15 protein-coding genes and 1 pseudogene are annotated in these 14742 nt (G+C 60.1%); 5 read left to right on the top strand and 11 right to left on the bottom strand.

What is annotated here, in order from left to right; genetic code table 11:
- Positions 1-109: 109 nt before the first annotated feature.
- From B0G82_RS31415 to B0G82_RS31385, 7 genes and pseudogenes are all read right to left on the bottom strand, one after another.
- Positions 110-1408: a TAXI family TRAP transporter solute-binding subunit gene (locus B0G82_RS31415; RefSeq protein WP_121310969.1), complete on the bottom strand. Its 1299-nt coding sequence runs from the start codon at positions 1406-1408 to the stop codon at positions 110-112.
- A 268-nt stretch (positions 1409-1676) separates the two neighbouring features.
- Positions 1677-3146 carry an NADH-quinone oxidoreductase subunit NuoN gene (nuoN, locus tag B0G82_RS31410; RefSeq protein ID WP_121310149.1) on the bottom strand — a complete coding sequence of 490 codons (1470 nt, stop codon included), beginning with the start codon at positions 3144-3146 and terminating at the stop codon, positions 1677-1679.
- 387 nt (positions 3147-3533) lie between these two features.
- Entirely contained in the window at positions 3534-4487 is a 954-nt protein-coding gene (locus B0G82_RS31405) for an IS5 family transposase (protein ID WP_116149560.1), read from the bottom strand.
- A 208-nt stretch (positions 4488-4695) separates the two neighbouring features.
- A pseudogene (locus tag B0G82_RS31400) lies at positions 4696-5985 on the bottom strand (IS701 family transposase); the annotation flags it as partial.
- Positions 5986-6932: 947 nt separating this feature from the next.
- A complete protein-coding gene (locus B0G82_RS31395) occupies positions 6933-7358 on the bottom strand; it encodes a YeeE/YedE family protein (RefSeq protein ID WP_121310147.1) in 426 nt (141 codons plus the stop codon).
- A 1-nt stretch (position 7359) separates the two neighbouring features.
- On the bottom strand, positions 7360-7794 hold the full coding sequence (locus B0G82_RS31390; protein ID WP_121310146.1) for a YeeE/YedE family protein: 435 nt from the start codon (positions 7792-7794) through the stop codon (positions 7360-7362).
- Entirely contained in the window at positions 7791-8126 is a 336-nt protein-coding gene (locus B0G82_RS31385) for a metalloregulator ArsR/SmtB family transcription factor (RefSeq protein ID WP_116148090.1), read from the bottom strand. Before B0G82_RS31385 ends, B0G82_RS31390 begins: the two co-directional genes overlap by 4 nt.
- Before the next feature lie 88 nt (positions 8127-8214).
- On the opposite strand from B0G82_RS31385, the gene B0G82_RS31380 reads away from it, so the two are divergent.
- From B0G82_RS31380 to B0G82_RS31370, 3 genes are all read left to right on the top strand, one after another.
- Entirely contained in the window at positions 8215-9075 is an 861-nt protein-coding gene (locus tag B0G82_RS31380; RefSeq protein ID WP_121310145.1) for an MBL fold metallo-hydrolase, read from the top strand.
- Positions 9076-9777: 702 nt separating this feature from the next.
- Positions 9778-10080, top strand: coding sequence for a metalloregulator ArsR/SmtB family transcription factor (locus B0G82_RS31375; protein ID WP_106284670.1), 303 nt, complete (start codon positions 9778-9780; stop codon positions 10078-10080).
- A gap of 86 nt (positions 10081-10166) precedes the next feature.
- Positions 10167-11228, top strand: coding sequence for an alkene reductase (locus B0G82_RS31370; protein ID WP_121310144.1), 1062 nt, complete (start codon positions 10167-10169; stop codon positions 11226-11228).
- A 189-nt stretch (positions 11229-11417) separates the two neighbouring features.
- Here the strand turns inward: B0G82_RS31370 and B0G82_RS31365 are convergent, their stop codons facing one another.
- Complete coding sequence (locus B0G82_RS31365; protein ID WP_116148084.1) at positions 11418-11945, bottom strand: GNAT family N-acetyltransferase; 528 nt, start codon at positions 11943-11945, stop codon at positions 11418-11420.
- 147 nt (positions 11946-12092) lie between these two features.
- Between B0G82_RS31365 and B0G82_RS31360 the strand changes: the two genes are divergently transcribed.
- On the top strand, positions 12093-12740 hold the full coding sequence (locus B0G82_RS31360; protein ID WP_116121868.1) for a VTT domain-containing protein: 648 nt from the start codon (positions 12093-12095) through the stop codon (positions 12738-12740).
- Positions 12741-12757: 17 nt separating this feature from the next.
- Entirely contained in the window at positions 12758-13369 is a 612-nt protein-coding gene (locus B0G82_RS31355) for a LysE family translocator (RefSeq protein WP_116149200.1), read from the top strand.
- 31 nt (positions 13370-13400) lie between these two features.
- On the opposite strand, the gene B0G82_RS31350 is transcribed toward B0G82_RS31355, so the two are convergent.
- The 3 genes from B0G82_RS31350 to B0G82_RS31340 are packed head-to-tail and all read right to left on the bottom strand — an operon-like array spanning position 13401 to position 14700.
- A complete protein-coding gene (locus B0G82_RS31350) occupies positions 13401-13898 on the bottom strand; it encodes an SRPBCC family protein (RefSeq protein WP_121310143.1) in 498 nt (165 codons plus the stop codon).
- Positions 13895-14233: a metalloregulator ArsR/SmtB family transcription factor gene (locus B0G82_RS31345; RefSeq protein WP_116148081.1), complete on the bottom strand. Its 339-nt coding sequence runs from the start codon at positions 14231-14233 to the stop codon at positions 13895-13897. Before B0G82_RS31345 ends, B0G82_RS31350 begins: the two co-directional genes overlap by 4 nt.
- A 5-nt stretch (positions 14234-14238) precedes the next feature.
- On the bottom strand, positions 14239-14700 hold the full coding sequence (locus tag B0G82_RS31340) for a VOC family protein (RefSeq protein WP_121310142.1): 462 nt from the start codon (positions 14698-14700) through the stop codon (positions 14239-14241).
- Between the last annotated feature and the right edge of the window lie 42 nt (positions 14701-14742).

The following is a 14742-nucleotide window of genomic DNA, read 5'->3' as shown; positions in this document are numbered from 1 at the left end:
GACTGGTGACGGGCGTGGGCGGCGGCTACAAAGCTGCATTGCTTGCGCTGCGGTATCGATGGTTCGATCGCTGAACCAACGTCTCTGCCGATCCATTGTCGCGGCCCAGCTATTCCTTCACCTTCTCACCGACCTGGGAAATCCGGTTCCGCACTACGCCGATCGCCTGTTTGAGGGCATAAACGTCCTGAAAATAACGATACGGAATACGTATCTGGCTGGCATGCGCATCAATGTTCTCGATTTCATCGCGCCATTTCGCAATATGGTCTGGGGTGGGTTGTCTGTTTCTCCATATTTCGTCTTCCAGCGATTTTATTTCGCGATACCAGACCACAAGCCGTCTTCTTATCCGCGCCTCCAGCATGCGCGGCAATGCCTGCAGCAGGCCTAGCACAAGGGCCATGAAGGGGAGCAGGATCAGCAGCCGCCTTTCGATGAGACTGGCGAGCCAGAATGGAAGGTAGCGCTGCAGGAAGGGGCGACCCGATCTGAAATAGCGCACGCTTTCGTCGGAAATGGGAAATTCCTCAGTGGTCAGATTGGGGAACGCGCCCAGCGGCGTGAAGTAGTCTTCACCGCCGTGGACGGTTCTGGCTGCATCCAGCAGCAGGTAGACCAGGGCCGGGTGCAGGGTATCTTTGGACACGAGCAGAGCCGTGGCGGCCAGCAGGGTGACATCAGACCGAGGCAAATCGTCGACGATGCTGGTTGAGGCGCGGGGGAAAATAACTTTCGACAGGGACGGGAATTTCTGCACCAGCGCATCGGCCTGGGCAAAACTCATCAGCTTCAGATCGCTGTTCAGCAGCCTTTTCTGCATCGCAGCGTCGGGCCTGCCAATAAAGAAAGCAGCATCCAGTTGGCCAGTTTCGAGGCCTTCATATGCCTTGGTGGCGTCCATTTCCAGCAGCGTGGTGTTGTCGCCAGTGACGCCGCTATAGCCGAGCAATGCCCGGGAGACGTGAAGCAGGCCGCTGCCGGGAACGCCTATGGCGATCCTCTTGCCGCGCAGTTGTGACAGCCTGTTGACGGTAATGTCGCCACGAAAGAACACCCAGATCGGTTCGTATGAGACGGCGGCGATGGTCTGCAGGTGGTCTGTTGCTTTCGGACTGGTGGTGCCCGATTGGATAAAACCCACTTCGTATTCGCTGTCCGGATTCGTCAGCCGCTGATAGTTTTCGACCGAACCGGAAGAACTGCGGATATCGAGCGTGATGCCTTCGCGCTTCAGGATGGGGGCATAGCGATCGGCAAAGCTACGGTAGATACCTTGGTCCGCTCCGGTGGTAATGACTATCGTGCGCTGGATGGCAGGTTTGAGCATTGTCACCAGCGCCCAGCCTAGCGCGGCCAGCAGCACTGTTACGCAAATGACGAGAAGCCGCCGGCGCCCCGGTGTCATGGGGGACTTCTGGGTGCGTTGAAGCGCTGGGTTCTGCTTGGGCATCGTTGCCCCTCTCTCGTCAGGCCTCTCTTGCCGGGGTGGACTCGGGGCAAGCGTTTAAGTGACTGCGTTGCCGACAGTCGCCCGTAACGCTGCGGAGAGATTGTTGAAATCTTTTGCAACAGCGGGACTGCGTGGTCTCGAATGCCTCCACTTGACGTTGTCAGGAGCGTCCGGTTGACGCCGACCGCCCGCAACAGCAAGATGAACCAGCCCGCCGCCGACGTCAGAGCGGCAGCGTATGCGTGATTGCCTGCAGGCAGACCGTCATCAGCGGACCCGGCACAATACCCAGCACCAGCACGGCCACACCGTTCAGCGCGAGCAGCGTGCGGTTACCGGCGCCGGCCAAGATCGGCGATGTGTCTTGCGGGTCGTCAAAATACATCAACTTCACGATACGCAAGTAGTAGAACGCGCCGAACAGCGACGTCACCACGGCCAGCACCGCGAGCCACGTGAGGCCCGCGTTCATCGTCGCTTCGAGCACGGCGAGCTTCGCGTAGAAGCCGACTGTCGGTGGTATGCCGGCGAGCGAGAACATCATCACCATCATCACGAATGCAGACACCGGGCTGCGCTGGTTGAGACCCTTGAAGTCGTCGAGCGTATCAGCTTCGAAATTGCGGCGCGCAAGCAGCATCAACACGCCGAACGAGCCGAGTGTCGTCACCAGATAGATGATGCTGTAGAACATCGCCGAGCCGTAGGCGCTTGCCGCCGAACCCGCGTTGCCGTCCACCACGCCGGACAGCAGGCCAAGTAGCACGAAGCCCATGTTCGAGATCGTCGAGTAGGCGAGCATTCGCTTCACGTTGCGTTGAACGATACCCGTGATGTTGCCGACGATCATCGACAACGTCGCGAGAATCACCAGCATTTCCTGCCAGCCGACGGCGAGCGGCAGCAGCCCCATCACCAGGAAGCGCAGACCCCACGCGAACGCCGCGACCTTCGGACCGCCGCCGACGAACAGCGTCATCGCGGTCGGCGCGCCCTGATAGACGTCCGGCACCCACATGTGGAACGGCACCACGCCCATCTTGAATGCAACGCCCGCGACGATGAAGACCACACCGAACAGCAGCACGACGTCGTCGATGTGGCCCGAGGCAACCGCCTTCAGCACCTGGTTCAGTTCGAGCGAGCCGGTCGCACCATAGAGCATCGAGATGCCGTAAAGCAGGAAACCCGTGGCCAGTGCACCAAGCACGTAGTACTTCATGGCCGCTTCGCTCGATTGCGCGACGTCGCGGCGTAGTGCAACCATTGCGTACAACGACAGCGACATCAGTTCAAGACCGAGGTACAACATCAGGAAGTGGTTGCCCGAGATCATGACCAACTGGCCGAGCAGCGAGAACATGCCGAGCAGGAACACGTGGTCGCGAAACAGGCCGCGATCTTCAAGATATCTGCGCGAATAGACGAGCGAGACCGCGAAGCCAAGCGAAACGGTTGCCTTCATCACGCTGGCGAATGGATCAATCACGATCATCCGTGAGAAAAAATAGTAGTGGTGCGGATCGGACGATTGGATTGCGAACCAAACGCCTGCCGCCGTCGACGACACGAGCGCGATGAGGTAAGTAAGACGCCGGTTCGTTGCTTCAGAGCAGAAATCTCCTACCCGCGAGGCGATCACGAAGCCGAGCACTACGAGTGCGTCAGGCAGCAGCATATGTGCGTTTTGCATGATCTATATGGCTCTTAGCAAGTTGGAGTCGATTCAACCGCATGCGAATTGCTTAACGAGGAGTTGGGGCCTGTTCGCCCGGACGCTCTCGCCATGCACTCGGCTTTGGCCTGAAGGCTTTTCAATCCGTCCAATGCCGTGGGCGCTCCCGCGCATTGGTGCCGCAATTAGCGAAAGTTATTCGCGGGGTATGTGCGAGCATCTTCCATGACACGCCACGTTAGTCCGAAGTTAAGGAAGGTCTGCACAACCCGCTTTTTGAAGCGTTATCTTTCACATCCTGCGCGGCCTCGGCGTTCAGATTTTTGTCGGTGAGTTGATTGCCGGAGTTTTTTCCGCGCACCGGAGCGCTCCAACCAGATATATGGCCTTCATTGGCCCGGTGTTTCAAGCTTTGCGCAAAGCTCTACGTGCCATCCATAGATTGCCCAAAGCAAACAGCGTGGTGATCTGGGCGGTGTTCTTCATCAAACCACGATAGCGGGTCTTCATGTAACCGAACTGCCGTTTGAGGATGCGAAACGGGTGTTCGACCTTGGCCCGGATACCCGCCTTCAGGCGTTCGATCTGATCGTATATCGCGTCCAGCGAATCACTCAGATCCAGTTTCCTTCGCTTTGCCGGTCGCATTGCAACATGCCAACGAACCGCGTCAGCCTCACATCGCTTTTCGATACCCAGATATCCGGCGTCCGCGTACACATCCGTTTCTTCACCATGCAGCAACGCCTGGGCTACCGTGATGTCGTGAACATTGGCCGCCGTTCCAATGACCGTATGGACCAGGCCCGAGTCGGCGTCCACGCCGATATGCATTTTCATCCCGAAGTACCAGTTACCACCTTTCTGCGTCGATTGCATTTCAGGATCGCGCGTGCCGGAGCCATTCTTTGTCGAACTGGGCGCGGCAATCAGGGTGGCGTCGACTGCCGAACCAGCCTTGAGCATCAGGCCTTTCTCCGTCAGGATTTCATTGACCAGCGCCAGCATTTGCACCGCCAGTCCGTGCGTTTCCAGCAGATGGCGGAACCGAAGAATCGTGCTTTCATCCGGCAAGCGAACCATCCCGCCGTCGAGACCCGCGAACTCGCGATACAGCGGCACGTCATAGAGTGCCTCTTCCATAGCAGGGTCTGACAAACCGAACCATTGCTGCATGAAATGAATCTGCAGCATCGTCGCAATCGGGAACGGCGGCCGACCGGTTTTGCCCGTGGGATAGTGCGGCTCGATCAGCGCAATCAGCTTCAACCAAGGCACAACGCGTCGCATCTCATCGAGAAATTCCCGCTTGCGCGTGCGCTTCGTTGACAGATCCAGACCAAGACCAAGTTGCGTCATCACACTGCTCCTCACCCAATTAGCTCTGTTTCCCAGGATAGCTCAGCAGCAACACAATGCCAGGACTTCTGCAGACCTTCCTTAATCTTACTGTGTCATAAAATAAAGACGTCTTCCCAGCCTTCGGCAGCATGGACAGGCGTCGAGCCCCGCGACCAGTCGCACCGTAAGTTCGTAGCGGATGGTGGCAATCGAGTCAGCCGTGTGGCGCTGTGCGCGTCGGACTTCCCCGCGCAATGTAATCGTCGGGAACCGCAGGTGTCTGGCGTGCTGCGAAGTTTTTTTTGGCGCTGACCGGGGTACCGGTAGCGAGACGCTCTGAGAGAAGGAACCCGTAGGCCGCGATCGCCAGTGCAGCGTGGTGGTGAAACCCACGCCATCCCCGGCCTTCGTAGTGTCCCAGCCCCAGCTCCTGCTTCAGATCCTGGTAATCACGTTCGATACGCCAACGCATGTGTGCATGCGCCACGAGTTGCTCCAGCGCAGTATCAGCCGGCAGGTTGGACAGATAGTATTTCAGCGGGTCAGCGTCGCCGGCGGGCCACTCGATGAGCAGCCATTGCTCGGGGCGCAATCTCGCCTTGCCGGTATTGCCGCCCGCGTGACGCACGCGCACCGCGGCGAAACGTCCGCTGAGCGTTTCGTTCGACCCCTCCCGCCAACTGAGCGTGGTGAAGGCAGTAGCAGGCAGTGAATGCGCCAGGTCCTTCACGTTCACCGGCTGTCGGGCGCGTGTGCGGCGCGGTACCACAGGCGGGCGGCCCATGCCGCCATACGGTTTGGGCGGCAATGGTTCGACGCCCGGTGGCCAGACCACGAGAGCCGATGTGATGCCGACCACATAAGACAAGCCCAGATCGTCCAGACGTTGCCGGAAGGCGTTATCTATTCCATAGCCTGCATCGGCCAGTACGCAATGTCGGGGCGCACCCGCAGCCAGCAGAGCCTCAATCTGTCGCAATGCAATCTGCGCCTTCGTCTCAAACCCGATCTGCGCGGGAATGCCGGCTTTCTCGCGCCGCTCATCATCCTCTGCCCATTCACGCGGCACATAGAGCTGCCACGCAACCGGAATGCTGGCCTGCTCGCAGGCCAGTGACACACTGACCGCGACCTGGCAATTATCCTGTTTCCCCAGCACCCCGCAGTATTGACGCGCCACACCTACGGAATGGCGGCCCTTCTTTGGAAATCCCGTGTCGTCCACAATCCAGAAGCCGCCGCCGGAAAAATCCATCCGCGGCACGACCCACTGGCTGACCCGGAGAAGTAGCTCGTCGTCTGACCAGTCGGCTTTGGCCACAAAGTGGTGCAAAGCCTGATGCCGGGCGCTGGCGTGAAGCGGATCCACGCTTGCGGCCATCGGCTCGACGCTCTTGCGCGTCAACGGCAACATCAGGCCTGTGCAGTAGCCCCTCAGTCCTGAGTGGCGATCCGCATGACCCAAGCCGCCAGACAAATGCTCAATGTACTGCTCAAACCGCATTTGTGCGTCCATTGCTTCTCGCTCTATGCCTGGGTATCCTCATTATATGAGGACAAACAAAGCAATATCGCTATTGTTAGTTTTGTGACACAGTAAGATTAACTTGCCCTGTCAATTCAAGTTAGCGGGGGTATCGAATCTGCCGATCACTCTTCTGCACGTGTCGCGCACGCTCAGATCCGTGCCGTCGGCCGAATGGTCTGCAGACTGATAGGCCATCACTTGCCGATCTCTGATCGACACCCCAGTAACTGGCTTTCTGTAGACCTGCCAGGACTGTCTTTGGCGTTTATGGCCAAGCACACGACATAACCGAAGTACAGATGGAAACTGAACCCGCCCCACGACTTTTGCGCCGCTGAGGTACTGAACCAGTGCGTTAGTTGTGTCCTCAAACCGTGCTTGGCGATACCTCTCAATGATCGTTTTGTAGTCGGCTGGGTAGGGACCGTACTGCGCGCGCACGCTACTAATCTCAACCGGTGCAGCCCGGTATGCGCAAAGTAGGTAAGGCGTTAAGTAAAACACGCAGACGGACGAAAACAAAACGCTCGAGGGGTTTGAATCCTCCCGCGTCAAAGTAAGCCGCGAGAAGGAGGATGTAAACGTTTTTCTGACCTCCGCCCCCCCGCCCGGATATTCCTCGCAACGACGTGGCGGGAAGCCAGCGGGCGCGCGTCGAGTCGCCGCTGCCGCATTCTGATCCGACGGCCGCTCGCTATCGTCGAGCGCCTCTTGATGGCCGAGAGCACCAACTCAATGAGGGTGCTGTAGGGCTGCCGTTGAAATCTTCAGCGGCGGCTTTCGGGCGACTTTCGTGAATGCGTACAGCGGGCCGATGCAGCCACCCAGACAAGCGTCTTGGCCGTCCGGATTCGGGCTGATATGAGACGGCCGCCGTAACGTTTCGCGTTCAACTCATCGTGCGGCCGTATACGCGAAGGTGTGCGAGGTTACCGTCAGTTGATATGGGTAGCGTGTTGCTCGGCCAGAGCGAAAATCTTCATGCCGCCGAGCATGGCGATGACGAACAGCATCGCTTTAAACTCGCCGCTGCCCGCGCTCACGAGGGCCGGTCCCGGGCAGAATCCTGCCAGGCCCCAGCCGGCACCGAACATGGCGCTGCCAGCAAGCAGGCGGCGGTCAATGCGCGTCGCGGTAGGAAGCGACATGGGCGCGTTGAACAGGCTCCGCTTGAGCCCGCGTGCAATCGCGAAGCCGACACTGCCAACTGCGATCGCGCCGGCCATGACGAACGCCAGTGACGGGTCCCAGTTGCCCGCGATATCGAGAAAGCCCAGCACTTTCGCAGGGTTGGCCATGCCGGAAACGATCAGTCCCGTGGCGAATATCAGACCGGCCAGCAGCGCGTTGAGAATCAGCATGTCAAAGCCCCAGCAGATGACGGATAACGAAAACGGTCAAAAAGCCCATTGCCATGAACGTCGCGGTGGCCGCAAGCGAGCGGACGGAACCGCGGGAAAGGCCGCTTACGCCGTGACCACTGGTGCAACCGGACGCATAGCGGGTGCCTATGCCAACGAGCAAACCGGCCACAACGAGCACAGGTGGCGATGACGCAATCGCGACGACCGGTAGCGCCGTGAAAAGCTTGAATATCCAGGGCGCGGCAAAGAGCCCAAGCACGAATGCAGCGCGCCAGCCACGATCACAGGATGTCTTGTCGAGCAGACCGCCAAGAATCCCGCTGATCCCGGCGATACGGCCGTTTCCGAGCACGAGCAGCGTTACCGCGAGACCGATCAGCAAGCCGCCGGCGAGCGCGGGAAGCGGCGTGAAGTGGGCAAGGTCGATACTCATTTCAGGCGTCCTTTGACTTTGCCGCAATAGAGGTTCGACAACGTCTCCATGATGCTTAAGACTTCGACGCTCGCGAGACTGTAGTACATGTACTTTCCCTCGCGCCGCGTACTGACAAGACCTTCGTCGCGCAGCACGCCGAGATGCTGCGAAAGGCTCGGTTGATGAAGACCGACAGCCGCTTCCAGTTCTCCAACGTTATGTTCGCCTTCGATCAGTTGGCACAACAGCAGCAGACGATCCTCCTGCGCCATGGCTTTGAGAAGGGCGCAGCATTTCGTCGCGGATTGGCGCAGCGCGTCGAGCGCGGCAGGAGATAACGGTGTGCTCATCGATCGGCGTCCTTTCACCTGACAATCGGGTTGACCTTCAGTATATAAAAATATATATTGTTTTTCAATGTATTGACTGGAGCATCCGATGAAGCCACTGGTAGAAGCGTTCTTTGATCGGACTACCTGTACCGTTACCTATGTCGTTCACGCTGGCGATGGCTCTGCGTGTGCCGTGATCGATCCGGTGCTCGACTACGACCCGAAGGCCGGTCGTACCTCGACTCAATCGGCAGACAAAATCGTGAAATTTGTGCAGGTACGCGGGCTGCGTGTTGAATGGCTGCTGGAAACGCATGCCCACGCGGATCATCTTTCGGCTGCGCAATACTTGAAGGCCCGGCTGGGAGGAAGGGTTGCCATCGGCGAGCGCATTCGCGTAGTGCAGGGCGTATTCAAGCGCGTCTTTAACCTGTGGCCGCACGTGCTGGAAGACGGCCAGCAGTTCGATCATCTGTTCACTGCCGGCGAGACGTTCCGGATCGGCGAACTGAGTGCGCACGCCATACACGTGCCCGGACATACGCCGGCTGATGTGGCGTACCAGATCGGAGATGCGGTTTTTGTCGGCGACACGATGTTCATGCCGGACGTAGGTAGCGCACGGTGCGATTTTCCGGGCGGCAATGCGCATGCGCTTTATCGCTCAGCACGCACACTGCTCTCGCTACCTGACGAAACCCGGCTTTATATGTGTCACGACTACCCGCCGCAGTCGCGTCAACCACAATGGCAAACCACTGTGGCGGAACAGCGCAAGCTCAATATTCATCTGCATGACGGCAACTCGGAAGATGCGTTCGTTGCGATGCGCACCGAACGTGACCGGACGCTCGATATGCCCACGCTCATTCTTCCCGCTGTCCAGGTCAACATTCGTGCAGGCTTATTACCTGAGCCTGAAGACAACGGCACTCGTTATCTGAAAATCCCGCTGGGCGCGTTGTAGAGCGTGCATTTACGCAGAACAGCGCGAATTTTCTGACCGTTCAGGAGAACATGGCCGTGTGGTTTGGCCCCGACGTCGCAATTCCTCGCCACAAACACTTATTCGGCGGATGAGGAATCGTTATCGATGCGCTCGCCGAACACGCCCTCGATTCCGACTCTTCGATATCAAGAGTTTCCCGTTCGGTAAATGTCCGGCGCAACACCCATGCCGTAGAGCTACTGTCAGTAACCGACTAGTGAACGGGAAAACCGATAGGCCCCGCGCGCTTTCGAACCCTGCTGGACCGCGCACGTCAACAACCGGCACATATGCCAAGCCTGACTCAAACGCCAACCTTTTCTATGGTCGCCCGAATCGGCAACCATTATCGTGCGGGCCGACACGCTTATAACGCCGCTCGCCGACGACGGGTTTTCTACCGACAAAAATGGCGCACCAAGCAATTCAGAGCCACTTCTTCGGTCCAATCGACGACAGCAAAAATCGAGGGGAATTGAAATATTCCGCCAAAGCCATGTCTGCTATACCGAGTGCGCACTTTTAACCTGGCATCCGAAACCTATCACCCCCATTGTCAGTAGTGACTTCTAGCATATCGTTAAATTACGATATATGATTCGGGTTGTAGCGATGCAGCCGCAATGGCGCTAACCGGCGCCCTTGCCTGCCGTTGTTGTTGATGACCCTGAAACTTACCCAATGACGCTCGACATCGACGCGATTCACAAAGCGCTTGCCAACCCGGTCCGCCGGGAGATTCTCAGCAGGCTGCGCGAGCCATACGCGCATTTCGGCGACCAGGAACTGCCGCTCGATTACGGCGTGTGCGCCGGCAAGATCGAGGGACAGTGCGGCTTGTCGCAGTCCACCGTGTCGGCCCACCTGGCGGCTTTGCAGCGCGCGGGGCTGGTCACGTCGAAGCGGGTGGGTCAATGGGTGTTCTTCAAACGTAACGAAGCCGCCATCCAGGCGTTCCTCGAGCACATCAACACCAAGCTGTAGGCGCCGCGATTTGCATTGCCGCGCTTCTTTCATCAAGCAGTTTTTTCCGGCTCGGGCCGCGCGCCCTCGGCCAAAGGTGAACTCGTATGCCGACTCTTTTCGATCCGCTGCAAATTGGCGACATCACGCTGTCGAACCGCATCATCATGGCGCCGCTCACGCGCCAGCGCGCCGAAGAAATCCGCGTGCCGAACGCGCTGATGGCGAAGTACTACGCTGAACGCGCGAGCGCCGGCCTGATCATCAGCGAAGCCACCTCGGTCACGCCGCAAGGCGTCGGTTATGCCGAGACGCCGGGCATCTGGTCGCAGGAGCAGGTCGAAGGCTGGAAACTCGTCACGAGCGCCGTGCACGCCGCGGGCGGCAAGATCTTTCTGCAGTTGTGGCACGTGGGTCGTATTTCGGACCCGCTGTTCCTGAACGGCGAATTGCCGGTCGCGCCGAGCGCGATCGCCGCACGCGGCAACGTGAGCCTGGTGCGCCCGGAGCGTCCCTATGTGACGCCGCGCGCGCTCGAACTCGATGAAATCGCCGGCGTGGTCGAAGCCTTCCGCAAAGGCGCGGAAAACGCCAAGGCAGCCGGTTTCGACGGCGTCGAAGTACACGGCGCCAACGGCTATCTGCTCGACCAGTTCCTGCAGGACAGCACCAACCAGCGTACCGACGCATACGGCGGCCCGATCGAAAATCGCGCGCGTCTGCTGCTCGAAATCACCGACGCATGTATCGACGTGTGGGGCGCGAACCGCGTCGGCGTGCACCTCGCACCGCGCCGCGATGCGCACGCGATGGGCGATTCCGACCCGGCCGGCACGTTCGGCTACGTGGCTCGCGAACTCGGCAAGCGCAAGATCGCGTTCATCGCCGCACGTGAAGCCCTAGGCGACGACCGTCTCGGCCCGCAACTGAAGAAAGCCTTCGGCGGCCCGTACATCGCGAACGAAAAGTTCACCAAGGAAACCGCGCAGCAAGTGCTCGACGCGGGCGAAGCGGACGCCGTGGCGTGGGGTCAACTGTTCATCGCGAATCCGGATCTGGTGCGTCGCTTTGCGACTAATGCGCCGTTGAACAAGCCGAACCCGGCTACGTATTACGCACGCGGTGAAACCGGCTACGTCGACTATCCCACGCTGGAAACCGTGGAATAAGGCTTGCCACAGGCTGAAAAAAGCCGAAGCCAGGCGGAGCGTTGGCGAAGGTAAGCTGCTGAATCGAAAAGCAGCCAATGCGTGACATGTGTGTCGAAAAACGCGCGGCGGGTGAGACTCGAACGATATGTTCCGGTCATACCCGCCGCGTTTTTTTATGGCTCGACACCCGGGCCCACGCGTCCCACGTCACGCAATATCACGCCGCATGAACACCCGTTTCGATTCGTCCAGTCCTCGCGCGATATGCGCATTGCGCCGCGCGATCAACGCCGCGTCGAGGTCGGCCTCGTCGATATCGCGAAACCCGAGCCGGCGATAATACGGCGCGTTCCACGGCACCTCGCGAAACGTCGACAGAATCAGTTGCGTGAGCCGTCGCGTGCGCGCAATGTGCGCGACCTGCTCGATCAGTGCGGCACCGATACGTTGCCCCGCGTGCGAGGTGAGCACATCGAGTTCCTGCACGTAGATGCGCGTGGGTTGCGGCTCGAACATCACGAAACCGGCGCACGTTTCATCGGCAGCAACGGCAACGATGATTTCCCGCGCCGCGATCTTGCGCTCGACGATTTCCAGATCCATCGGCGGCGCATCGGCGATACCCGCCATATCGACGCTGAGAAAGCGCTGTCCCGCCTCGAATTCGATCGCGCGGATCGCATCGGCATCGCGCAGTTCGGCAAGCCGGAAGGTGATTCGGGCAGCGTGTTGCATGGGCGCTTTGGGAGTTTCGTGCTGAGGGTTATGAGCGTTATTCTCGACCACACCCCCCGATATTGACATCACCTCCGAGAAATAGACAAGTCAGCGCGCCGCCGCGGGACTAAACTCCTGAAGATCCAAATTCCCCTCCGACCCAAAATGGATCTGATGCATGTGCTGCAGGTCGCCCTGCACTTCGACCAACACCTGAGCGGCCTGATCGTGCAATACGGCACCGCCGTCTACGCAATGCTGTTTCTCGTCGTATTCGTCGAGATCGGTTTCTTGCCGCTGTTCTTCCTGCCCGGCGATCCGCTGATTTTCATATGCGGCGGACTCGCGGCCACCGGCGCGCTGAATGTCTGGCTCGTGATTCCCGTGCTGTTCGCCGCAACGGTGGCCGGCAGCATCGTCGACTACGCGATCGGGCGGGCGATCGGCGAAAAAGTCTATACCGCCGACTATCGCTGGCTCGACAAGAACGCGCTGCGCAAGGCGCACGCGTTTTACGAAGCGCGCGGCGGACTGACCTTCCTGCTGTCGCCGTTCATTGCCGTGGTGCGCACCTTCGCACCGTTCGTCGCAGGCGTTTCGCGCATGACGTTCGCGCGTTTCGTGTCGTTCGTCACCGCAGGCGCGGCGTTGTGGATCGTGTCGCTGGTGGCGGCCGGCTATCTGTTCGGCAACGTGCCGCTGGTGCGCGATCACATGAGTTCGATCGTACTGTTGGGCGTCGCGCTCGGTGTCGGCTCGCTGCTCATGAGCGCCGTGTGGCGTTTCGTCAACCGGCGCCTGCGCGCGCACTGAAGGTCGTGGAGATCGTCATGACGCTATCTGCCTTGCTCGTTTTCGCGCTCGCGCTGATCGTCGCGGCCGGCACGCCGGGACCGAGTGTCGCCGCGCTGGTCGCACGCGTGCTGACTAACGGCTTTCGCGACGTGTTGCCCTTTCTCGCCGCCATGTGGATCGGCGAGGCGCTTTGGCTCACCTGCGCGGTGGCGGGCCTGGCAGTGATCGCGCGCAGCTTCGGCATGGTGTTCGTGGTGCTCAAATTCATCGGCGTGGCGTATCTGCTGTTTCTCGCCTGGAAAATGTGGCGCGCGCCGGCCGACGTGCAAGGCAGCGACTTGCCGAGCGGCCAGTCGCCGTGGCGTATGTTCATGGCGGGCCTGTTCGTCACGCTCGGCAATCCGAAGATCATGATGTTTTACCTCGCGCTGTTGCCGACCATGGTCGACGTGTCGCGCATCGGCACCGTCGCGTGGTTCGAACTCACGCTCACCATGCTGATCGTGCTGATGACTGTCGACTTCGGCTGGGCGCTGCTTGCCTCGCGTGCGCGCAAGCTGCTCACCACCCGGCGCGCCGTGAAGATCGCCAACCGCGCGAGCGCAACGATGATGGCGGGCGTCGCGGCGGCAATCGCCACGCGCTGAAACTTTCCTCGCCGGGACGTCTTCGCGCTCCTCACCCCGTCGATCCGGACGCCTGCACCGCGCTTCGCAACGATGCCAGCAACACCTGCCACCATTCGCCGTGCCGCAGCAGAAACACGCTATCGGGGAAATGGTGACGCGCCACATGGTCCTGAGGCACGCTATCCCAACCACGATGCTCGACGGTCACCCGCGTTTCGTCGCCCACCGCTTCGAAACGCACCTCGACATGCGTGTGCTGCGCGTCGCTGAAGCTGGCCTGACGCCAGCCGAAGGCGAGACGCTCGCCCGGCTCCCAAACCGTGACGCGACCGATCTCGAAGACGCTGCCGTCCGCCTGCGTCTCAACCAGGCGGCGTTGCTCGCCCGCTGGCTCAGCCGCTTCGAACGACAACACGCCGGCGCTTTGCGGCGTGAACTGAAACAGCTGATTGGGCCGCCACCATGCGCCAATCTCGCGCGTAAAAACATCGAACGCACGTTGCGGCGAGGCAGCCACGCGCAACGACACCTGCACGCGCGAACTCATCTCTCGGCCTCCAGATGCGCCTTGAACGACAGCAACTGTCCGGTCCACATGGCCTCGGTCTGTTCGAGCCACGCCTTCAGTTCGCTCATCGGCGTCGAACGCAACACGTAAAGCCGCACACGCGCGTCGACACCGTCATGCGATTCCTCGATCAGTTGGCTCGAGCGCAGCACGCGCAAGTGCCGGCTCATCGCTTGAGGCGACAGGCCGGTGGCTTGCGCGAGTTCGCCGGCGCGCATCGGCTGCCGGCTGAGCAGATCGACCACCTGACGCCGGTTCGGATCGGCTAGCGCGGCCAATGTGCGGTCGAGCGAGGCGGCGGCAGGCAGGGCCATGTGTGTTACACCCATCCTTCGATCTTCAGGCCGCTGACGCGCTCGGCTTCCTCACGCGACACGGTGCGAACCGTCTGGCCGAAGCTCCACACGTGCCCCTCCGGATCGCGGACCGCGTAGACGCGGTCGCCGTAAAACTGATCTTCCGGCTCGCGCGTGACTACCGCGCCCGCGGCGCGCGCGCGGGCGCAATGTTCGTCGATGCCGTCACGCAATTGCACGTGCACCGACTGCGTGTTCTTGCCGCCAATCGATGCCGGACTGGCCGCGTTTTCCGACCATTCGCGGCAGATCATCACGTAGCCGTCGCCGAAACGCATTTCCGAGTGGCCCAACTGGCCGTCGTTGTCTATGACGACCAACTGGCGCTCGAAGCCGAACGCCCGCTCGAGCCAGTCGAGCGCGGCAAAGGGGTCCTTGTAGTACACCGCGGATCCCAACGAAGGACGATGAAGCGGCTCGCTCATGATGCCTCCTTATTAAACGTCATGGTTGATATTTAACACTAT

The organism is Paraburkholderia sp. BL17N1, assembly GCF_003634175.1.
In the GTDB taxonomy this organism is placed as follows: Bacteria; Pseudomonadota; Gammaproteobacteria; order Burkholderiales; family Burkholderiaceae; genus Paraburkholderia.
Note: the sequence above shows the minus strand (reverse complement) of the source record. Positions and strands in the feature narration are given on the sequence as shown.